The sequence below is a fragment of the Variovorax sp. OV084 genome (assembly GCF_900111625.1).
GTDB lineage: Bacteria > Pseudomonadota > Gammaproteobacteria > Burkholderiales > Burkholderiaceae_C > Variovorax.
Genome location: NZ_FOII01000021.1, coordinates 38204 through 59687 on the forward strand (window position 1 = coordinate 38204; position 21484 = coordinate 59687).

Below are 21484 nucleotides of genomic sequence, written 5' to 3' on the forward strand. Positions count from 1 at the left end.
CAGGACCATCAGACCAGATCGCTCGGGCGTGAAAAAGCCCGCTCGAAGCGGGCTTTGGGAATGTGGTCGTGAACTCTTACGCGGTCCACGCTACGGCAAATTCTTTTGCATGAAGTCATTATTGTTTTTCTCGTCGTAGTGACTTCGACGCGCTGGTGTGAGATTCAGCTTGCCTGGCCAGGCAGTGCTCAGGATCATTGAGCGAGGTCGCATTGTAGCCTCTCTACCGCATCCATCAGCCCGCGAAATCATCCAGCCGTTGTCGCATATGAAGAAACTGGCAATTCTGTTTATTTGCACCGGCAACATCTGCCGCTCCCCCACAGCCCACGTCCTGTTGATGCACAAGGCCCGCGCAGTGGGTTTCCACGTCGAAGTCGACAGTGCAGCCGTCTCCGACGAAGAGAGCGGCAATCCGCCCGATCCACGCTCCGTGGCCGAGGCCAAACGCCGCGGCATCGAGATGCACGCCCATTCCGCGCGGCAGGTCCGCAAGGCCGACTTCGAACGTTTCGACCTGATCATCGGCATGACTGCCCAGCACTGCGCCGCGCTGCGCCGGCTTGCGCCCGCAGGCACGGCCCACAAGGTGCACCTGTTCACCGAATTCGCCGAGTGCGTCGAAGGCGATGTGCCCGACCCCTGGTATGGCGGGCAACAGGCTTTTGTCGAAGTCTTCGACCTGATCGATCTTGGCGTCGATGGCCTGCTGACGAGGCTGGCCGCGCTTGCTACCAGCGCACCCGCACACCCAGCGACGCGTTGATCGAGCTCTTCAAGCGCGCCGTGCCGCCCGAGGCCCACAGCTTGCCCAGCTCCCCGTAGAGCGAGGCGCGCTCGCCGAGAGCGAGCGTCACGCCACCGGCCACTTCGGTGCTGGTCGAGCCCGTTTCGCTGCGGATGGCCGTGCCGCCGCCGAAGTTCAGGAACTGCGTCACGTCGGCACCGCCGGAGGCGTGGAACACGTTGATGCGCCCATATGGCTGCAGCGTCCCGGCGCCGGTGGCGAGCTCGCCCTTGATGCGCACGCCTGCGCGCACGATGAGGCCGTCATGCGGGTCCTGTGTCACCGCGGCGCCGGAGATGCCCGTGTCGTCCATGCGCAGGCGCTGGTGAATGAGCTGCAGCTGCGGTTCCACGATCCAGCCGCTGCCGATGCCGAAGGCCTTGCCCACCTCGATGGAGGCCAGCAGGCTCTTGCCCTTGCCCGAGCTGCCGAAGGTCGCGAACGGCTGCACGTTGTAGCGGTGCTGGCCGGCCTGCAGCACGGTATCGGCGTACCAGCCCTCGTCGCCGTGCCAGGTGGCGTAGGCGCCGAGGTAGCGGCTGCGCAGGTCGTTGGAACCCACGTCCAGCCCCTGGATGCCGCGCGCGAAGCCGTTCACGCGGATATTGCCTTCGAGCTGGCCGACGTAGACGCCCACGTTCCAGCGGGTGTCGGCCCACAGGTCGGTACCGGCCTGGAAGCCGTGGAGGCGACCCTTGCTCTGCGCGTTCGCAGTGCCGCGCTGGCTCGCGTCGATGTCGGCGCTGATCAGGCGGCCCCAGGCGCGGCGACCGCGAGCGCTGGCGCCGTCGGTGGCGAGCCGCGTGTCGTCGCCGCCGCGCAGGTGCAGGTTGCCCAGCATCTCGAGGTTGCCTTGGCGCAGCTGTTGCGCCAGCGCGGCATACAGCGGCACTTCGATGCGGTAGGTAGGCAACCCGCCGATCCCGCCCGGCCCGCCCGGTGCTCCAGGAAGGCCGCCGGTGGTGGAGCGCAGGTACCAGTTCTCGCCGCTGCCGCTGGCATCCGCCGGGTACAGCCGGTACTCGTAGGCGCCAGCGTCCACGTGGCCGCCGGCCAGCGAGAAGGCGTCCCTGGTGGTCTGTGCGGTGGTGGTCGCGCCGTTCAGGGCGCTGATCACCTCGATGCCGTTGCCCGTCGTCAGCGCGCCCAGTCCGCCGAGGTTGATGATCTGCACCGTGGTGCGCCCGCTCGCGGTCGCGCCGGCGCCGTCGAGCACCAGGCGGTCCGAGGGGCCGGTGGCATTGAGCACCGCGCCCAGTTGCAGGATGCCGTTGTTGCCCGTGTAGGGCCCAGTGACGGTGAGCGTGGTGCCCGGCGCGGCGCCGGCCAGCGAGACCGTGCCGCTGTTGGCCAGCGCGGCCACCGTCTGGCTGAAGCCGGCCAGGTCGAGCGTCGCACCCGCGGACACGCTGGTGGCGGAGGCAGGGCTCAACGCATTGGCCGCGCCTGCGCGCAGCGTGCCCGCGTCCACCTGCGTTGCACCGGTGTAGGTGTTAGCGGTGCCGGCCAGCGTCAGCGTGCCGCTGCCCTCCTTGACGAGCGCGCCGCCGCCGCTGACGGCGCCCGTGAGCGTGCCGTTGAAGGCACCGGTGTCGACCACCGCGCCGCCGCCGCCGGCGGCGAGCGTCACGTTGTTGGCGACCGTCAGGCCATCGGCCGCAAGACCGAGCGTGGTGCCGCCGGACATCGCAAGCGCGCCCGTGCCCAGTGCCGCATTGGCGCCCACGTCGATGCGGCCCTGTGTGAGCGATGTGCCGCCCGCATAGCTGTTCGCGCCGGTCAGCGTGAAGGTGCCCGTGCCTTGCTTGACCAGGTCGCCGCTGCCGCTGAGCGTGCCGCCGAAGGTGGTGCTGGTGTTGTCGCCGCCGGTCGTGAGCGTTGCGCTGCCGAGCTGGAGTTCGCCGCCGGCCGTGCCGCCGCCGGACAGCGAGCCGATGGTCTGGTTGAAACCGTTCAGGTCCAGCGTTGCGCCCGCCGTGTTGGCCAGTGCGATCGGCGCGGTGGGATTCAGCAGGTCCGGCGCGCCGAAGCGCAGCGTGCCGGCCGCGACGGTGGTGGCGCCCGTGAGGGTGCTGGTGCCTGCGAGCGTCAGCGTGCCTGCGCCCGACTTGACCAGGCCGCCGCTGCCGCCGAGCGCGCCGCTGGCGGTGAAGTCCAGACCCGGATCGACGATCTCGATGCCGCCGCCCGCCGCGTCGATGTCCAGGTTGCGCGCGGTACCGGTGAACGCGGTGCCCGTCACCTGCAGGCGCCCGCCGTCCAGCGTCACATTGCCGGCGGCCGCGCCGAGGTTCACATCGGCGGAAACGGACAGCGTGCCGCCCTGCACCGCGGTGCCGCCGGTGTAGGTGTTGGTGCCGCCGAGAACCAGCGTGCCGTCGCCGGTCTTGGCGATGCCGGCCGTGCCCGCGACCGTGTTGTTCAGCGTGGCGGTGAAGCCGGCCGAGCCCGCGCCGCCGTCGCCGACGCGGATCTCTGCCTTCGCGCCGCCCCCTGCGCCCAGCAGCGTCAGCGCGTCGCCGGTCAGCGTGTAGCCGTTGCTCGCGAACTGCAGGCCGGTGGCCTGTACCGCGCCGCCGGTGTTGTCCACCGTCACGGTGCCCGGCGCGCCGGTGAAGATCGCGAAACCCGGCTGCGGCTGCATCGGCAGCGAGATGTTGCCTACCGCATCGGTCCACACCGGCGAAGTGGTCGACCAAGTGCCGGTGCCGCCGCCCGACTGCGTCGGACTGGCCAGGCCATTGGCATTCCAGAAGTCCAGCGTCATGCCCGTGCTGTTGACGAGCGTGAAGCGCTTGTCGGCGCTGAGGTTCTGCAGGACCACCGTGGCGCCGCCGGGCACACCGCCCAGCGTCAGCGTGCCGCCGCCCGTGAGCGCGCCGCCGTAGTCCACGAGCCGGTACACACCGGGGCCGAAGCCGCCGGTGTCCGTCACGTTGATGGTGGTGTTGCCCGCGATGAGGAGGTTGCCGCCCACGCTCACGCTGTCGCTCTGGCCGGGCGTGGCGAAGTTGGCGCCGGGCGTGCCGAACTGGTAGTCGAACACGCTGCCGTTGGCAAGCGACAGGCTGCCGCCGATGGTGAGCATGCCCATCGCGCCGGGGGTGCCCGGTGCCAGCACGGCAGTGTTGTTGAGCGTGACATCGCCACCGATGCGGCCATTGCCCGACAGCGTGGAGCCGTTCTGCATCGTGACCGCGCCGCTCCCGGTGGCGCTGCCGGTCGCGTTGCCCACCTGCAGCGTGCCGCTGGCGACCACGGTCGGCCCGGAGTAGGTGTTGGCGTTGTTCAGCGCCAGCGTGCCGGTGCTGCCCATCGAGATTCCCCCGGCGCCGCTGACCGTGCCGCCGAGCGTGATGTTCCTGGCGCCCGCGACACCCAGGTTGTCGTTGAGCACGACGTCGTTCGCCAGCGCCACGTCGGTGCTGGCGCTGAGCATCGCGGTGCTGGCCACCGTCAGCGCGCCGGTACCCAGGGCTGTGTTGTTGCCGACGCTGAGCGTGCCCGCCTGCAGGGTGACGCCGCCGCCGAAATTGTTGGCGTTGTTGAGTGCCAGCGTGCCGGTGCCGTTCTTGATGAGCGAGCCGGCACCGCTCACCGTGCCGTCGAGCGTGAGGTCTGCTGCACCGCCCACGGTGAGCCCCGCGCCTGCTCCGAGCGTGACGGCGTTGGTCAGCGCGAGTGCACCGCCCGTGCTCGACAGCGTGGCGTTGCCCGTCACGCCGAGCGTGCCGGTGCCCAGCGAGGTGCTGGTGCCCAGCGCGAGCTGGCCGCCGGCCAGCGTCACGCCGCCGCCGAAGTTGTTGGCGCCCCCCAGCGTGACGGCGGCAGTGCCGTTGACCGCGAGCGCGCCCGCACCGCCGATGACGCCGCCCAGCGTGAGCGCATTCGCGCCACCCAGGCCCAGCGTGGCGCCGCCGTTCAGCGTGACGTTGTTGCCCAGGGTAATGCCGGGTATGCCCGCGTTCAGGTTCGCGCTGCCGCTGACACCGAGCCCACCTGTGCCCAGCGCGAGGTTGTTGCCCACGCTGAGCGTGCCGCTGGCCAGGTTGACGCCGCCCAGAAGGCCGACGTTGGCGCCATTGAGGCCCAGCGTCGCCGTGCCGTTGTAGCCCAGCGCGCCGATGCCCGACACCAGCCCGCCGAGGGCGATGTTGTTGGCGCCGCCCACTGTCAGGCCCGCGTTGAGAACGACCGCGTTGCCCACGCTCACGTTCGCACTCGCATCGAGCGTCGCGGCGCCGTTGACCGTCAGCGCGCCCAGGCCCAGCGACGTGTTCGTGCCGATGCCCAGGCTGCCGGCCTGCAGGTTCACGCCGCCGGAGAAAGTGCTCGCGCCGCCCAGCGAGAGCTTGGCGGCACCGGTCTTGATGAGGCCGCCGAGGCCGCCGAGGGCGCCGTTGAGAGCCAGGTCGCTGCCGCTGCCGATGGTCAGGCCGGCATTGAGGTTGAAGTTGTTGGCAAGGCTCACGGCCGCGCCGGCCGTGAGCGAGCCGGCACCGCTGACCGTGACCGCCCCCGTGCCCAGCGCGAGGTTGTTGCCGACGGTGAGCGCGCCGCCGCCCAGGTTGAAGCCGCCGGCGAAGTTGTTCGCGCCGTTGAGCGTGAGTCCCGGCGCACCGGCCAGGCTCATGCCGCCCGCGCCACTGATCGTGCCGTTGAGCGTCAGCGCACCGCCTCCGCCACCCGCGCCGAAGTTCAGTGTGTTGTTGAGCACGACAGCGTTGCCGATCGTTACGCCGGCCACACCGGTCAGCGAACCGGCGCCATTGACGGTCAGCGCGCCCGAGCCGAGCGCGGAACTGTTGCCGAGGTCGATCGAGCCGGCCTGCAGCACGGTGCCGCCGCCGTAGTTGTTGCTGCCCGTCAGCGCCAGGGCGCCGCTATTGAGCGTCAGGCTGCCGGCACCGGCAATGTTGCCGCCCAGAGTCAGGGCGCCTGCGCCGTTGAGCGACAGGGCGCCATTGAGCTGCACCGGGTTGGTGAGCGTGCCCGTGAAAGCGGTGTTCAGCGTGGCCGGACCACCGACCAGGAACAGGCCGGTGCCGAGCGAGCTGGCCGAGCCCAGCGTGAGCCCGCCCGCATTGAGCGCCAGCCCGCCGCTGAAGTTGTTGCTGCCGGACAGCGTCAGGGTGCCGGCCCCGTTCTTGATCAGCCCGCCCGCGCCGCTGATCGTGCCGCCGAGCGTCAGGCCGTTGGCGCCCTGCACGATCAGGCCGCCTGTCAGGTTGACGTTCTGCGCCAGCGCCAGGCCCGGGAGCGACGCCTCGATGGCGCCGCCGTTGGCCGTCAGCGCGCCGGTGCCGAAGGCCAGTGGGTTGTCGAAGACCGAGAGGCCGCCGTTGAGCGTGGTGGCGCCGCTCACCACCGCGCCGGTGAGCGTCCACGTGCCGCTGTTGACGGTCAGGTTCTCGAAGTTGAGGTACTGCAGGCCCGAGATGTTGCCGGTGCCGCCCGTGCCGGAGCCGGGCCCGGCGATGGTGTTCTGCAGCACGAGCGTGTCGCTTCCGCCGACGCCCGCATCGACCGTGCCCGTGGCGGCGAATGTGAGCAGGCCCGGTGGGAGGGTGAGCGTGGGAATGGCCACGGCAGGCAGCGGTATCAGTGGATTGCCGATCGACGACCCGGTCACCGCCACGAAGGTGTCGTTGCTGACTGTGGTGCCCAGCGAGACGCTGCCGTTGATGGTGCCCGCGTTGACGAAGGTGTTGCCGCCAGTGGTGGGGCTCTCGAAAGCTACGCGGCCCGTGATCGTTCCGGTGTTCGTGAAGTTGACGTTGCCGCCGCCGTAGACGGCGACCGCGATCGAGTTGACCGGATCGAAAGCGCCCAGCACGCTCACGCCGATCGAGCCGCTGTTGTTGAACGTCGTGGTTCCGGCGTTGGCGATGACTGCCGCCGTGCCGAGCAGGCCGAAGGTGCCGTCGAAGGTGCCTTCGAGCAAGCCCGAGTTGTTCACCGTGACGTTGCTGCTGGTGGGCGCGATCAGGTTGCCGATGGTCAGGGCCCGCGCGAGCACGAGGGACCCCGCCGCATTCGCATCGATGGCGCCCAGGTTGTTGAGCGTGATGTTGTTGCCGCTCAGGGCCATCGCGGTGCCGCCGGGCAGCGTGCTCATGATGCCGCCCGCCTGCACCGTCACGGCGAGGCCGTTCGCGTTGCTGAGAAAACTGTTCGGGTTCGGCGGCAGCGTGATCGGCACGCCGGTGCAACTCACCGTGTCGTTGTCGATGGGGGCTGCGGGTGTGCATGCCGCCGCCGCTTCGCCGCTGTGAAACTGCAGCGCCGCCAGCACCGCGAGGGCAGGGAGCACGCTGTGGCATACAGCACCGGTGCTGCCTCTTGTCCTTCCTGAGCCACTGCGCTTCGTCAGTTCCGATGCGACCCGGAACTCCCCCGACCGATGATCAAAGATGACACGGTAGACATGGTTCACGGCTCGCCTCCAGCCTTGTAATGGCTGCGATTATTTGTATCGAGGCGTGTGAAATGAAAGGGTACTGAAAGGCTTCACGGAGCGCGAAGCCGCGGCGAATGAGGTCCAAGGAATTAACCGGCGGCGCTGGCCGGCGCTACGCGCAGAGTGCGCGAATGTCCGGCGGAATCGGCACCGCGCGGATGCCGCCGCCCTCGCGTTTCGCGGCGAAGATCCGCACCTCTTCGCATTCGAGGATCAGGTCTTCGCCGCGCGTCACGCGGTAGGTCTGCACGAAACTCTTGTCGCGCCACTCGGTGATGCGCACCGCAATCTGCAGCGTGTCCCCATAGCTCGCGGCCTTCACGAAGCGCGTGTGCGTGTCGACCAGCGGCGTGCCGATCACGCCCAGCGTCTTGGCTGTTTCCTCCCAGCGCGGCACGCCGCACTCGGCAAAGAAGTGCCGCGATGCCGCATCGATCCAGCGGAAGAAATTGGGAAACCAGACGATGCCGGCGGGGTCGCAATCGCCGAATTCGACGCGTGCGGTGTAGACGATTTCTTTGTTGATGGTGCTCATCAGCCCATTCTCGTCGGCAGCCACAAGGCAATGATGGGGAAGGCGATCAGGATCACCAGCCGCACGATGTCGGTCACGATGAACGGCAGCACGCCCTTGAAGATGGTGGTGAAGCTCACGTCCTTCACCACGCTCTTGATGACGAACACGTTCATCCCCACCGGTGGATGGATGAGCCCCAGCTCCACCGTCATCACGATGATCACGCCGAACCAGATGGGGTCGAAGCCCAGGTGCACGATCACCGGATAGATGATGGGCACGGTCAGGATGATCATCGCCATCGCATCCATCAGGCAGCCCAGCACCAGGTACATCAGCATGATGAGCGCGAGCACGCCGTAGCGGCCGATGCCCAGGCCGGTGAGAAATTCGGTGAGCTTCTGCGGGCTTTGCGTGATGGTGAGGAAGTACCCGAACAGCAGCGCGCCAATCAGCACCGTGAACACCGCCGCAGCCGTGCGCGTGGCCGACAGCAGTGCCTCGCGGATCTTCGGGCCGTCGAGCTTGCGCCGCACCAGCCCGAGGATGAACGCGCCGCTCGCGCCCACGCCGCCTGCCTCTGTCGGCGTGAAGAAGCCGCCGTAGAGCCCGCCGATGACGAACACGAACAGCACCAGCGGCGCCCACACGTTCTTCAAATCCTTCAGGCGCTCCGACCACGGCTTGATCTCGCCGCCGGGCAGCCAGGCGGGCCGCAGTTTCACGATGATCGCGATGGTCATCACGTACATCGCCATCGCGAGGATGCCGGGCACGATGCCCGCCATGAAGAGCTTGCCGATGTCCTGCTGCGTGAGGATGGCGTACACCGCCAGCACGGTCGATGGCGGCAAGATCGCGCCCAGCGTGCCGCCCGCGGCAATCACGCCGGTGGAAAACGACGGCGGATAGTTGAAGCGCCGCATCTCCGGATACGCCACCGCTGAGAACGTGGCGGCCGTGGCTACCGACGAGCCGCAGATCGCCGCGAAGCCGCCGCACGCCACCACGGTGGCCACGCCGAGCCCGCCGCGCAGGTGGCCGATCATCGAGTTCGCAGCCTTGAAGAGTTCACGGCTCACACCCGACACCGATACCAGCGCACCCATCAGCATGAACATGGGGATCACGCCAAAGGTGTAGTCGGTCACGGTGCGCATGGAGGTCTGGCCCACCAGCTTCAGCGCGGGACCGGGCCCGACGAGGTAGCTGTAGCCCACCACGCCGACCAGCCCCATCGCCATGCCGACCGGCACGCGCAACAACATCAAAACGAAGAGGGCGACGAAGCCCAGGATGGCAACTGCATCGGGGCTCATTCATCAGCCTTCTGTTCGGGGTGGATTTCTTCGAGCTGCTCGGGGTGGAAGATCAGCCTGTAGGTGCGGATGGCGATCAGCAGCACCGCGCACACGTCGCCGGCCCAGGCCACCGCGTAGAAGGGCCAGGTCGGAATGTTGAGGTCGTAGGTCTGCACGTTGTCGACGTAGGTGCCGCGCACCTTGTCGAACAGCATGGCGGTCTGCACCGCCACCACGAACAACAGCACCAGCGTGGCGAACACGTCGATCACGCGCTTCATGCGCGGGCCCGCCGCCGTCCACACGAGGTCGACCGTGATGTGGCCGCCGCGGTAGCTGGTGGCCGCGATGCCCCAGAAGATCAGGATGCCCAGCAGCATGCGGCCGAAATCGTATGCGTCGGGTATCGAGGTGTCGAAGAACTTGCGCAGCACCACGGCCACGAAGATGTTGAGCGCGACGATCCCCACGAAGATGGCGGCGAGCCATTCGATCGTGTTGATCGCGCGGTCCATATAGCTGGCGGACCGTGTAGCCATCGCTCAGAGCGCCGATTTGTATTTGACGAGGCTGGCCTTCAGTGCATCCATGATGGCCTTCGGGTCTTCACCCACCTTCTTCACGCTCTCGGCCCACTGCGCCTCCGAAGGCGCTGCCGCCTTGCGCCATGCGTCGAGCTGCTCGGGCGTGAGCTTGTAGATCTCATGCCCCGACAGCGCCGCCATCTTGGCGTGCCCCGCAAACTCGAAGTCGGCCCACGGGCCGGCCACCTTCTGCGCCCATTCGCTGGTGCAGTGGTCGTCGATCACCTTCTTCTGCGCGGTGGACATGGCGTCGTACTTGCCCTTGTTCATCACCCACACGAAGGGCGTGACGTAGAGCGGTGCGTCCATGTGGTACTTCACCACCTTGTCGATGCCGAACAGGCCGATCGATCCCCACGGGAAGGTGATGGCGTCGGCCACGCCGCGCTCCAGCATGTCACGCGACTCGGGCGCCGAGGCCTGCACGTTGGTGCCGCCCAGCGACGTGATGAGCTGGCCCACGGTGCTGGTGGCCGGGCGCACCTTCATGCCCTTGACGTCGGTGGGCACGGTGATCTTCTTGCGCGAGTGGAAGGTGCCCGGGTCATGCACGAACGCGAAGCAGTACTTCACGTCCTTCATTTCCTTGGCCGCGTAGTTGCGATACCAGGCGTCGATGGCAGCCGAGCCCTCCTTGCCGTTGGCGAACAGGAAGGGCAGCGACGCGCCCGCCATCACCGGGAAGCGCCCCGGTTGGTAGCCGGGGTTCACGTACGAGAAGTCGGCGATGCCGTCGCGCGCCATGTCGTAGTGGTCGAAGGCCTTGCCGAGCTGTTCCGACGGAAACAGGATGGCGGTGATGGTGCCGCCCGATTCCTTCTTGATGTCGTCGGCCCAGGCCTGCAGCGCGGGGTTGAGCGGGTGCTGCGCGGGCACCCAGCTCGACAGCTTGAGCTGCACGGGCTTGTCCTGCGCCTGCACGGCGGGCGTGCCCGCGACGAGCGCGGCGCAGGCTGCGAGCAGGGCAAGGGGCTGGATGCGGCGAGCGACGCGTTGCGGGCGTGGTTTGCCGAGGCGGCGGGGGCGGTGCGTGGTTTGCATGGTCTCCTTCGTTATGGGTAGCGTGTGAAATCGTCGAGTCCGGTGAGCCTAGGCAGGCGCGCGTGCGGGGTAAATGGAGGGTTTCCCGCGCGTGCTTTCCGGAGGTCGTTGTGGGGAGCCGTTCTGTTCGTCGAGCGAACGCGGTGTGGGCCGGTCGACATGGCGCGGCCCGAGCTCGCGTGCATGCGCGGCGCCGAGCAGCGTCATCGTGCGTTCGGTTTCCTGCGCGAGCAGTTGCAGCACCGACAGTGCGCCTCGCTCGCCGTCGCAGGCCAGTCCGTAGACGGGTGCGCGGCCGACGAGGACCGCACGCGCGCCCAGTGCCAGCGCCTTCACAACGTCGCTTCCACGCCGGATGCCTCCATCCATGAGCACGGGGATGCGCCCGCCGACCGCATCGGCGATGGCGGGCAGCGCTGCGATGCTGGCCGGTGCCGCATCGAGCTGGCGTCCGCCGTGGTTCGAGACCACGATGCCGTCCGCGCCATGCCGCACCGCGCGCCGCGCGTCTTCCGCGCCGAGCAGGCCCTTCACGAGCAGCGGGCCGTCCCAGAGCTTGCGCAGCCACGCGAGGCTTTCCCATGTCAGCGTGCGGTCCATGGTGCGCGAGAGCAGCGCGGCCTGCGTCTGCGCTGAGACCGGTGCGTCGTCGTCATCTGGCAGCAGATTCGCGAACTGCGGCATGCCACCGCGCGCCAGGCGCAGCAGCCATGCGGGGTGCCGCGCCATGTCGAACACCGTGCCGGGCGTGAGGCGCATCGGCACGCGAAAGCCGTGCCGCAGGTCGCGTTCGCGCAAGCCGCCGACGGGCACATCCACCGTGAGCACCAGCGCCTCGAAGTTGGCGGCGCGCGCGCGGCGAACGATGCGCTCGGCGATGGCGCGCTCGCCCATCACGTAGAGCTGCATCCATAGCGTGGCGTCGGGGGCGGCAGTGCGCACGTCCTCGATGCGGATGTTCGATGCGGTCGAGAGAATGAAGGGCACGCGCGCGGCCTGCGCGGCGCTGGCCAGCAGGGCATCGGCGCGCGGGCGCACGAGGCCGGCCAGCCCGATGGGCGCGACCGCGAAAGGCGCACGCCAGCGTCGGTCGAAGAGTTCGATGCCGATGTCCATCGCGTGCGTGTCGCGCAGGCACTCCGGAATCAGCGGCAATGCTTCGAGCGCATCGCGGTTGCGCCGCAGGCAGCGTTCGTCTTCCGCGCCGCCGTCGACATAGTCGAACACCAGTCGCGGCAGCACGCGCCGTGCGCGGCGGCGGTAGTCCTCGACGTTGAGCAGCTGCGTCATCGTGGGCGCCTTCCGTCTCAGGCGCCGCCGGTCGGCTTGCGCTTCATCCAGCGGATGGGCTGGGCCTTGATGGGGCGTGCGGGCGCGCCATGTTCGACCAGTGCGGCATCGAGCGCCTTGCCCGCGTCGTCGGCCAGTGCGGCCGTGCGCGCGGCGGCCACGGCCAGCGCGCGCTCGGCCGGTGCCACACCGGGCTGTGCGGCGAGCTGGTCGGTCACGTGCAGCAGGTTGTCCTTGCCGCGTTCGTTGGTGCTGCCGTAGCCCTTGATGAGCCGCCCGCACAGCGCGAGTTCGTGGCCCAGCGTCCAGGCTTCGCGCGTGCCGGCTTCCACGGCGGCGAGCCAGCGTTCGATGAGCGCTTGTTCTTCGGCGAAGCGGCTGCCGCGGCGGCGCAGCCAGCGCAGCGAGGCCAGCAGCCGCAGCGAGGCCATGCCGAACACCGAATGACTGCCCACCTTCAGCGGCAGCGCCCACGGCGCGAGGCCGCGCGCCTGCCGGCCGCGGTCCCATGCCGTCACGCGGCGCGAGAGCGAAGGAGGCAGCAGCGCCGCGAACTCGGCGGCACCTGGCTTGAAGTGGTCGTAGACCTTCACGATGTCTTCATCGCCGGCCCGCACCTCCTGCCGCACCCGCTGTGCGCGGCTCGCGCGCCCCTTGAGCGCGGCCACGCGCACGATGTCGTCGAAGGCCATCCACAGCGCGAGCCAGCGCGCGGCCTCGCGGGTGATGGCAAAGCCATGTGCACCGGCCGGATCGGCGGCGCGCTCTGCGTCCAGCACGCGGCCCAGGCGTTCGGCATAGAGCGCGGCGTAGGCGGCGTCCTGATAGTCGAGCACGCGGGCGTGGCCGAGCGTGAGCATATCGTGCACGGCCGGCGGAAAGCGCCGCGCGAGGTCACCGGGCAGGGCGCTGGCTGGCGGTGGTGCGTCGTTCGCGTCGCCGGCCAGCACGCTGCTGACGAAGGCGGCTTGTGCGCGCGGGGCGCTCACCGCGTCGAAGGCTGCCGCGAAGCCCCGCAGGCTGGCGGCGGCCATCTTGCCGAGCTTGTCCGGCGCGCTCGTGTCGCCGCCGCGCACAACGTGCTCGTAGGCCTCGCGTGGGAACGGAAACAGCCCGCTGCCCGCGATGGCGCCGAGCATCACCGCGCTGACCACCGTGCCGCTGTCGCGCGCGATGGCGTTCATGTCGAACACATGGTGCTCGCGGCTGAAGGCCTTCACCACGTCGAGAAGTCGTTGCGCGTCGGCGCGGCCGTCGCCCGGCTCCATGCGCTCGGCCGTCGTGAAGATGCGCGCCGACGAACTGATGACCAGCGTGCGCAGCGGCGCGCTCATGCCGTTGCCGATCTGCCGCGCGGTTTCCAGCAGCTCCGACGAGACGATCGCGTCGAGCGCGCCCGGCACCGGGCTCAGGCTGAACACGGGGCGCTTGCCGCCGAGCTGCGCGAGCGGCGCCGGGAACACTTCGAGGTAGTAGGTGGTGGCGCCCGTGCGCTGTGCCACGCCGGGAATCGACGTGCTCTGCGCCGCGTAGCCGGCGTGGCGTGCGATGTCGACCAGCCATTCGGTCAGCACGCCGCCGCCTTCGCCGCCGAGGGCGCAAACGAGCAGGGTGAGAGGGCGGTTCTGTTCCATGCCTTCGCTCCTCACGCCGGTTGCAGCGCGCGAACGACCGCACCGCGCAGCCCGTGCAGCAGTCGCTCATGCCACTTCGGGTTCTGCACCACCTCGGCCCGGTAGAAGCTCGGGCACAGCGTGGCCGCATGCGCATTCGCGCCGCACAGCCCGCAGCCCACGCAGCCGTCGATCACGGTGGCAACTGGGTCCACCTTCAGCGGATCGGGGTTGTCCTTGAGCGTGAGCGTCGGGCAGCCCGACAGGCGGATGCAGGCGTGGTCGCCGTTGCACACGTCTTCGTCGACGCCGTACTTCACGCGCACCACGCGCTCGCCCTTCTTCAGCAACCCGGCAATCCACGGCTTGATGCGGCGCTGGCGCTCCAGCTGGCATTCGCCCTCGGCGATCACCACCTTCAGGCCGTTGAAATCGCTGGTGAGCGCCTCGGTCAGCGTCTTGCGCATGCGCTCCACGTCGTAGGTGGTGACGGTGCGCATCCACTTCACGCCCAGGCCCTTGAGCGTGTCTTCGATGGTCTGGTTCTTGTCGACCAGGCTCTGCTGCTTGTCGACGGCGCGCTCCTTGATCTCGTCGTCGGGCGTCGAGATGATGTCCTGCGTGCCGGTGGCCGAGGTGTAGCCGTTCTTGAAGATCAGCAGCACCGCGTCGTCGCCGTTGAACAGCGCGCTCTGCACGCCCGTGAGCAGCCCGTTGTGCCAGAAGCCGCCGTCGCCCATGATCGACAGCGTGCGGCGGTTCATCATCGGCGCAACGCCTGCGCGGCTCGCCAGGCTCATGCCGTAGCCCAGGATGGAGTGGCCCATCGAGAAGGGCTCGAAGGTGCCGAAGGCGTGGCAGCCGATGTCGGCCGCGATGTGCACCGGCCCTGTTTCCTGCTGCGCGAGCTTCAACGCCGAGAACACAGGCCGCTCGGGGCAGCCGATGCAGAAGCTCGGCGGCCGGTTGGGCAGCGGCGCGCTCAGGCTGCGCGCAACGGCTTCGCGGCGCTCGCGGTTGCCGGCCAGCCAGGCCTGCGCAGAAGACGAGGCTTCGCTTGCCTCGATGTACTTCGCGGCAAAGGCTCCGATGCCGCCCGACAGCACCTCGACGCCGTACTCGCCCGCCGACGGCAGCATGTCCTTGCCGTGCAGCGGCGTCTGGATGTCGCGCCGGCGCAGCAGCGTGGCGATGTCCTGCTCGATGTACTCGGGCTGGCCTTCTTCCACCACAAGCACCGCGCGCTTGCCTACGCAGAAGTCGGCGACCTGTTCAGGTACCAGCGGGTAGGTGACGTTGAGCACGAGGATCGGTATGTCCGTCTCGCCGAAGGCATCGGCCAGCCCCTGCTGTTGCAGGCTGCGGATCAGCGCGTTGTAGAGCCCGCCCTGCACAACGATGCCAAGGTCGGCGTGGCGCTGGCCCGGTATCAGCTCGTTGAGGCCGTGCTCGACGATGTAGCGCCGCGCGGCCGGAATGCGCTCGTCGCCCTTGAGCTTCTCGTGCCGGAAGGTGACGGGTGGATGTGCGAGCCGCATGTAGTCGAAGCCCGCCGGCTCCGTCATCAGCGCGCGGGTCGAAATGGCGGGCGCCATGTTGTCCTTGCATTCGAAGCTGCCGCGCACGTGGCAGGTGCGGATGCGCAGCTCCATCAGGCAGGGCATGTTCGAGCTTTCGGAGAGGCGGAAGCCTTCTTCCACCATGCGCACCATCACGCCGAGATCGGGCCGCGGGTCGAGCAGGCACATGCTCGACTTGAGCGCGTAGGCATGCGTGCGCTCCTGGATCACGCTGGCGCCTTCGCCGTAGTCCTCGCCCACCACGATCAGCACGCCGCCGGTCACGCCCGGCGAGGACAGGTTCGACAGCGCATCGGCGGCCACGTTGGTGCCGACGATGGACTTCCACGTGACCGCGCCGCGCAGCGGGTAGTGAATGGACGCGCCGAGCATCGCCGCGGCCGAGGCCTCGTTGGAGCAGGCCTCCACGTGCACGCCCAGCTCGTCCATGTAGGCCTTGCCCTGGACCATCACGTCGAGCAGGTGCGACACCGGCGCGCCCTGGTAGCCTCCGACGTAGGCCACGCCCGATTGCAGCAGGCCCTTGGTGATCGCGAGGATGCCCTCGCCGTGAAAGGTGTCGCCTGCGCCGAGACGCAGCATTTCCACTTCCTTGCTGAATGAGACTTCCAAGAGATTCGGCTCCGATGTTCGTTGGGGGGAGGGTTCGGGGTGCGCAGTGCCGGCACCGTGCATCCGCCGGTGCTGCACGCCGGAAGAGGGCGTTTATTTGGGAGGCGGCTTGGGCGCCGCGCCGGGAAAGCGCGCCACGTAGTAGGCGAGGGTGTCCAGGTCTTCCGGCGGAACGCGGCCCACCGCTTCGCCCATGGCCTGCGTGTAGCCCGGGCGCTTGCCGGTGCGGAAGCCTTGCAGGGACAGTTGCAGATAGTCCTCGTGCTGCTGTGCGATGCGCGGCACCTGCTGGCCGCCGCTCAGGTCGGCGCCGTGGCAGAGCAGGCAGCGATGTTCCTGCGCCAGCGCCTGGCCGCGCGCCATGCGCGCCGCGTCGGCCGGCGCGGCAGGCGGCGGGGGCGGCACCGCAGGCAGGGTGGCGATGAAATCGGAGAAGCCGCGCAGGTCCTCGTCCTTCATGGTCTTCGCCACCGCCGTCATCGCGGGGTTGTCGCGCCGGCCTTCACGGAAGAGATACAGCTGCGTGATCGCGTAGAACGAATGCTGCCCCGCGAGCACCGGCGTGCCTGCCATGTCGCTGCGGCCATTGGCGCCGTGGCATGAGGCGCAGAGCTCGGCGTAGCGCTGGGCGTAGCCGCCCTTTGCCGCCTGCGTGCCCTGTGCACCGGCCGACGATGCTGCCGCCGCCATGATCATTGCCGCCATCGCGTGTCGAAAGAGAAGGCCCGCTGGTGTCATCGGCCGCCGTAGCTGATGCGGTAGATCGCGCCGGCGTGGTCGTCGCTCACGAGCATCGAGCCGTCCTTCAGCACCAGGAAGTCCACCGGCCGGCCGAGGTAGGTGTTGTTCTCGACGAAGCCGGTCATGAAGGGCTCGACCTTCGCGCCGCCCTTGCCGTCGGGCCAGGCGACCGCGATGTCGGCGTACTTGACGGTGCGGTTCCACGGGCCGTGGCGTGCGATGAACATGGCGCCGCGGTATTTGGCCGGGAACATCTTTCCCTTGTAGAAGGTGAGGCCCAGCGCGGCGGCGTGCGGGCCGAGCAGCGCGGCGGGCTTCACGTAGTCGTTGCAGCTCTTGCCCCAGCCGAATTCGGAGTCGGCGATGTTGCCCTGGTGGCAGTACGGGTAGCCGAAGTGCTGGTCGGGCCTGGTCACCACGTTCAGCTCGTCGTTCGGCAGGTCTTCGCTGAGCCAGTCGCGGCCGTTGTCGGTGAACCAGAGGTTGCCGGTCTTGGGATCGAAGTCGAAGCCCACCGTGTTGCGCACGCCGCGCGCCACGGTCTCGATGCCGCTGCCGTCGGGGTTCATGCGGAAGATGCGCGCGTGCGCGTCGTCGGGCTCGCACAGGTTGCAGGGCGCGCCGACCGCGTAGTAGAGCTTGTCGTCGTGCATGCGCAGGTAGCGCCAGCTGTGGTCCTGCCCGCCGGGCAGCTTGTCGTTGAGCACCACGGGCGTGCCGGGGTTGTCCAGCTTGTCCTCGATGCCGTCGTAGCGAACGATCTGCTTGTGGGTCGCGAGGTAGAGCGCTCCTTTGTAGAACTCGATGCCGGTGGCGAACTCGGTCTTGTCGATGATCGTCTTGGGCTTGTGGTCGCCCTTCTCGGCAATTGCATAGACCTTGTTGCCCACGAAGAGCGTGCTCACGAACACCGTGCCCTTGGCGCCCTGGCGCAGCTCGCGCGCGTCGAGCACGCCCGAGGCCCAGGTCTCGACCTTGAAGCCGGGCGGCAGCTTGAACTTGGCCGTCGGCAACTGGTCGGCCGCGGTCGGAATCGGGAAGGAGGGCACCGGCGCCATGCGCGTGGCGGCTTCGTTCTTCGGCCTGCCCTTGGCCCAGCCCGGCTCTTCGGTGGGCGGCTGCTGGGCCCATGCGGTAACGGCTGCGCAGAGAAGGGCGGCGAGCGCCGCATGCGCGCGGAACGCGCCGAATGCACGAATCGGGGCCATGTCTTGTCTCCTTCTTGTCGTGGGGCTGTCCGGTCGCGGGGGCGATCCGGACAGCGCCCGCCAGTGTGCGTGGCGCTGCTGCAGCGTTCAATAAAATAATCGAGCTAAGTAATATGAATGGCATGCATATGGAAACGCTCGACCTCAATCTGCTGCGGCTGTTCGACGCGGTCTACCGCGAGCGCAACGTGAGCCGCGCCGCCGAATCGCTGGGCCTCACTCAGCCGGCGGCCAGCCATGGCCTGGGCCGCCTGCGGCTGCTGCTTGCCGATGCGCTCTTCACCCGCGCCCCCGGCGGCGTGGCGCCAACGCCGCGCGCCGACCGGCTGGCGGTGGCCGTGCAGGCGGCGCTGAGCGTGCTGGAAGAGGCGCTGCACGAGTCCGACCACTTCGAACCGCTGGTGTCGCGCAAGACCTTCCGCATTCACATGAGCGACATCGGAGAAGGGCGCTTCCTGCCGGCGCTGATGGCGCGGCTGCGCGAGTTGTCGCCGGGGGTGAGGGTCGAGACCATGCCGCTGGCGCCGGGCGACATTGCCACCGGCCTTGATGGCGGCAAGGTCGATTTCGCCTTCGGCTTCCTGCCGCGCGTGAAGGACACCCAGAGCACCCAGCTGCTGAAGGACCGCTACATCGTGCTGTTGCGCAAGGACCATCCCTTTGTGAAGCGGCGGCGCAGCGGGCAGGCGTTGCTCGAGGCCCTGCAAGAGCTCGAGTACGTGGCAGTGCGCACGCATGCCGACACCCTGCGCATCCTGCAGCTGCTGAACCTCGAAGACCGGCTGCGGCTGACTACCGAGCACTTCATGGTGCTGCCGGCGATCGTGCGTGCTACCGATCTGGCAGTGGTGATGCCGCGCAACATTGCGCGTGGCTTTGCTGAGGAGGGGGGCTACGCCATCGTCGAGCCGCCGTTTCCGCTGCGCGACTTCACGGTGTCGCTGCACTGGAGCAAGCGCTTCGAGGCCGATCCGGGGAACCGGTGGCTCAGGCAGGTCATCGTCGAGCTCTTCTCGGAGAAGCCGTGAATTCGTGAGTTGGCGCGCGGTTATTCTTGGGTGGCCGCCGCCTCTGCGCCTCCCGTTGCCCTGATTGCTTTCGAATGTTCGTTTTGCTTCCCCTTTCCCCCGCACTCTGAAGACGCAGCCGGTGCAAGAAGTTCTTTCCCAGGCCGGCCCCGTGCTGGTCTTCATGGCCTGCGTGGCGCTCGCCACCTATGCGCAGAACCTGACCGGTTTTGCATTCAGCCTCATCCTGCTCGGGCTGGTGTCGGTGTTCCATATCGCCAGCGTGAGCGACACCGCCAACGCCGCCACGGTGCTGAGCCTGATCAATGCGTGGACGTATTTCCGCGCCCGGCCCGGCGTGGTGCCCTGGCAGCTGATGAAGCCGGCGCTCAATGGCAGCACGGTAGGCGTGATCGTGGGCCTGATGCTGCTCACATGGCTCAGCGGCGGGGCGGTCAACTGGCTGCGCGGGCTGCTGGGCGTGTCGATCCTGGGCTGCGCCGTGCTGCTGGTGCTGCAGGGCAAACCGCTGCCGGTGGTGTCGGGGCGCACGAGCTTTGCCGTCATCGGCGGGTTGTCGGGCGTGCTGGGCGGGCTGTTCTCGAGTTCGGGGCCGCCCATCGTCTTCCATATGTACCGCCAGCCGCTGGACCGCGAGCTGGTGCGCCGCGCGCTGCTGCTGATGTTCGCGTTCAACTCGCTCGTGCGGCTGGTGATCGTGGTGCCGACAGGGCATTTCTCGTGGCATGCGGCGCTGCTCGCCGGGTGCGCGATGCCTGTGGTCTACGGGGTGACGCGTGTGCACCACCGGTTGCCGAACAAGCTGCGGCCGCGTACGCTGAAGTGGCTGGTCGGCGGCTTGCTCGCGGCGGCGGGCTCGACGCTGATCGCCTCCGCGTGGGTGGCCATCGCGCACGGCTGACCACCGCCCGGGCCAAGGCACTGCCCGGTGTGTGGCCCGGTAATTGCAGCGCATGCGCAAGGGTTTCCCCGTACGTGGCATACCGACCCCCACATACGCGTTATGGGCCCCTCCGTATGCACGACGCCGAACAAGCCGCTAACGTCCATGACTGACCCACGACGGGTCCCCCACGAGCCCAAAAGCATGAGCACCGACAGCAGCAGTAGCAGCCAGATTCACCCGATCCGCTTTTTCCATCGCGGAAAGATCGTCGACGTCACCGGCGTCCACCCGACCCGTTCCGTGCTCGACTGGCTGCGCGAGGACGCCCGTTGCACCGGCACCAAGGAAGGCTGCAACGAAGGCGACTGCGGCGCCTGCACCGTCGTCATCGGCGAACTCGCAACCGACCCGAACGCCCCGGGCGCCGTTGGCGGCCTGAACCTGCAGACGGTCAACGCCTGCATCCAGTTTCTTCCCACGCTGCACGGCAAGGCCCTGTTCACGGTCGAAGACCTCAAGGCGCAGACCCAGTGCCAGGCCAAGGCACAGGACAGCAACATCGCCAAGAAGCACCCCGTGCACACGCTGCACCCGGTCCAGCAGGCCATGGTCGACTGCCACGGCTCCCAGTGCGGCTTCTGCACGCCCGGCTTCGTGATGTCGCTGTGGGCCACCTACGAGCACCACCAGGCCGAAGGCACGCAGCCCACCCGCCAGCAGCTGGCCGACGACCTCTCCGGCAACCTGTGCCGCTGCACCGGCTACCGGCCGATCCTCGATGCCGGCCAGCGCATGTTCGACCTGCCTTCGGTTCGCCTCGACACCCAGCCCGTGGTCGCAGCGCTCACCGCCCTGCAGAACGACGGCCTGGACCTGAACTACGCCGCCCCGCTCGGCGCCCGCATCGACCACTTCCACGCCCCCAAGACCCTGGCCCAGCTTGCCGCGCTGCGCGAACAGAAGCCACGCGCCCAGCTGCTGGCCGGTTCGACCGACGTCGGCCTCTGGGTCAACAAGCAGTTCCGCGACCTGGGCGACATCATCTACGTGGGCGACGTGGCCGAAATGAAGACGATCGAAGACCGCCCGAACAATGCAGGTGGCGAGCTCTACATCGGCGCGGGCGCCTCGCTCGAATCCGCCTTCGCCGCACTGGTCGAGCGCGTGCCCAGCCTGGCCGAGGTGTGGCTGCGCTTCGCCTCGCCGCCGATCCGCCACGCAGGCACCATGGGCGGCAACGTGGCCAACGGTTCGCCCATCGGCGATTCGCCGCCGGTGCTGATGGCGCTCGACGCACAGATCGAACTGCGCCGCGGCGATGTGGTGCGCCGCATGCCGCTGCCCGAGTTCTATCTGGACTACATGAAGAACCAGCTGCAGCCCGGCGAATTCGTCCAGGGGCTGGCCGTTCCGCATGCCGCGCTGCGCCGCCAGATTCGCGCCTACAAGATCAGCAAGCGCTTCGACTGCGACATCTCGGCGCTGTGCGCGGGCTTCGCCATCGAGCTCGAAGCCGGCAGCGACACGGTGAAGGCCGTGCGCCTGGCCTTCGGCGGCATGGCCGCTACCGTCAAGCGCGCCGCGAATGCCGAGGCTGCTTTGCTCGGCAAGCCGTGGACGCAGGCCAGCGTTGCCACCGCCAGGCTCGCGCTGGCGCAAGACTTCAAACCGCTGTCGGACATGCGCGCATCGGCCGACTACCGGCTGCAGGTGGCGCAGAACCTCATTCAGCGCCTCTGGCTCGAAACCCGCGCCGAAGACGCCCTGTCGCTGGAAGAAACCAGCGTCTGGAGCGTGATGCCCCACGCGACCCCGGCCACTGCCGCAGGAGTCTGA

At 68.5% G+C, this 21484-nt stretch carries 14 protein-coding genes; 4 read left to right on the plus strand and 10 right to left on the minus strand.

Annotated features, from left to right (window positions below; translation table 11 throughout):
- Positions 1-268: 268 nt before the first annotated feature.
- A complete protein-coding gene (locus tag BMW87_RS30160; protein ID WP_093081377.1) occupies positions 269-766 on the plus strand; it encodes a low molecular weight protein-tyrosine-phosphatase in 498 nt (165 codons plus the stop codon).
- On the opposite strand, the gene BMW87_RS30165 is transcribed toward BMW87_RS30160, so the two are convergent.
- The 10 genes from BMW87_RS30165 to BMW87_RS30210 all read right to left on the minus strand — a co-directional run bounded on the left by BMW87_RS30165 (position 732) and on the right by BMW87_RS30210 (position 17734).
- Positions 732-7223 (minus strand): autotransporter outer membrane beta-barrel domain-containing protein, encoded by a 6492-nt coding sequence (locus BMW87_RS30165; protein WP_256216978.1) that lies wholly within the window; start codon positions 7221-7223, stop codon positions 732-734. The genes BMW87_RS30160 and BMW87_RS30165 overlap by 35 nt on opposite strands.
- 136 nt (positions 7224-7359) lie before the next feature.
- The gene (locus BMW87_RS30170) at positions 7360-7782 is read right to left on the minus strand and encodes an acyl-CoA thioesterase (RefSeq protein WP_093081380.1); all 423 of its coding nucleotides are present in this window, start codon (positions 7780-7782) and stop codon (positions 7360-7362) included.
- Positions 7782-9083 carry a TRAP transporter large permease gene (locus tag BMW87_RS30175; protein ID WP_093081383.1) on the minus strand — a complete coding sequence of 434 codons (1302 nt, stop codon included), beginning with the start codon at positions 9081-9083 and terminating at the stop codon, positions 7782-7784. Before BMW87_RS30175 ends, BMW87_RS30170 begins: the two co-directional genes overlap by 1 nt.
- Positions 9080-9604, minus strand: a complete 525-nt coding sequence (locus BMW87_RS30180; protein ID WP_256216979.1) for a TRAP transporter small permease — start codon at positions 9602-9604, stop codon at positions 9080-9082. Before BMW87_RS30180 ends, BMW87_RS30175 begins: the two co-directional genes overlap by 4 nt.
- A gap of 3 nt (positions 9605-9607) precedes the next feature.
- Positions 9608-10690 carry a TRAP transporter substrate-binding protein gene (locus BMW87_RS30185; RefSeq protein ID WP_256216980.1) on the minus strand — a complete coding sequence of 361 codons (1083 nt, stop codon included), beginning with the start codon at positions 10688-10690 and terminating at the stop codon, positions 9608-9610.
- A gap of 48 nt (positions 10691-10738) precedes the next feature.
- The gene (locus BMW87_RS30190) at positions 10739-11980 is read right to left on the minus strand and encodes an alpha-hydroxy acid oxidase (protein ID WP_093081385.1); all 1242 of its coding nucleotides are present in this window, start codon (positions 11978-11980) and stop codon (positions 10739-10741) included.
- 17 nt (positions 11981-11997) lie between these two features.
- Positions 11998-13614, minus strand: coding sequence for an indolepyruvate oxidoreductase subunit beta family protein (locus BMW87_RS30195; protein WP_093081388.1), 1617 nt, complete (start codon positions 13612-13614; stop codon positions 11998-12000).
- Positions 13615-13625: 11 nt separating this feature from the next.
- On the minus strand, positions 13626-15785 hold the full coding sequence (locus BMW87_RS30200) for a thiamine pyrophosphate-dependent enzyme (RefSeq protein WP_093081391.1): 2160 nt from the start codon (positions 15783-15785) through the stop codon (positions 13626-13628).
- A gap of 93 nt (positions 15786-15878) precedes the next feature.
- Positions 15879-16490 carry a c-type cytochrome gene (locus BMW87_RS30205; protein WP_177192877.1) on the minus strand — a complete coding sequence of 204 codons (612 nt, stop codon included), beginning with the start codon at positions 16488-16490 and terminating at the stop codon, positions 15879-15881.
- A 29-nt stretch (positions 16491-16519) separates the two neighbouring features.
- Positions 16520-17734, minus strand: coding sequence for a PQQ-dependent sugar dehydrogenase (locus BMW87_RS30210; RefSeq protein WP_218149789.1), 1215 nt, complete (start codon positions 17732-17734; stop codon positions 16520-16522).
- 122 nt (positions 17735-17856) lie between these two features.
- Between BMW87_RS30210 and BMW87_RS30215 the strand changes: the two genes are divergently transcribed.
- The 3 genes from BMW87_RS30215 to xdhA all read left to right on the plus strand — a co-directional run bounded on the left by BMW87_RS30215 (position 17857) and on the right by xdhA (position 21484).
- A complete protein-coding gene (locus tag BMW87_RS30215) occupies positions 17857-18762 on the plus strand; it encodes a LysR family transcriptional regulator (protein ID WP_371127415.1) in 906 nt (301 codons plus the stop codon).
- A 121-nt stretch (positions 18763-18883) separates the two neighbouring features.
- Positions 18884-19663 carry a sulfite exporter TauE/SafE family protein gene (locus BMW87_RS30220; RefSeq protein ID WP_093058845.1) on the plus strand — a complete coding sequence of 260 codons (780 nt, stop codon included), beginning with the start codon at positions 18884-18886 and terminating at the stop codon, positions 19661-19663.
- Between the two features lie 186 nt (positions 19664-19849).
- Positions 19850-21484, plus strand: a complete 1635-nt coding sequence (xdhA, locus tag BMW87_RS30225; RefSeq protein WP_093081396.1) for a xanthine dehydrogenase small subunit — start codon at positions 19850-19852, stop codon at positions 21482-21484.